Annotated in this window: 1 protein-coding gene; it reads right to left on the reverse strand. The window is 69.9% G+C overall.

Translation table 11 applies throughout. The features are described from left to right. Positions 1-481: ABC transporter permease (locus FH08_RS0133970; RefSeq protein WP_031362625.1), on the reverse strand; the 481-nt coding region annotated here is incomplete at both ends.

Below are 481 nucleotides of genomic sequence, written 5' to 3' on the forward strand. Positions count from 1 at the left end.
TCCATGGACAGGCCGGCGCTGGGCTGGGACGAATCCAGCCGCGCCGCCATGGCCACCGCGGCCAGACCCGCCAGGGCGCCGCTCAGGGCATAGATCCAGATGGTGATGGTGCGCACCTTGATGCCCGACAACCGCGCCACCTCGGCGCTACCGCCCATGGCATAGAGGTTGCGGCCACCGGCGCGAAAGCGCAGGAACACCCAGGCCACCAGCAGCATCAGCAAAAACAGCCCGACGGTGACCGAGAGGAAGCCGAAGCGCCGCACCGTGGCCAGGCTGGTGAACCAGTCGGGAAAGCCGACGATCTGGCGACCGTCGGTAAGGATGTTGGCCAGGCCGCGCGCCACCGACATCATGGTCAGGGTGGCGATGAAGGCGGGCAGGCGGGCGCGGGCGATGAGCAGGCCCGAGACCAGGCCGCAGACCAGGCCGCCGAGGATGGCGGCGGGAATCGCCAGACCCAGCGGCCCGCCGATGTCCT

Source organism: Caballeronia sordidicola (genome assembly GCF_000729995.1).
Lineage (GTDB): Bacteria > Pseudomonadota > Gammaproteobacteria > Burkholderiales > Burkholderiaceae > Caballeronia > Caballeronia sordidicola_A.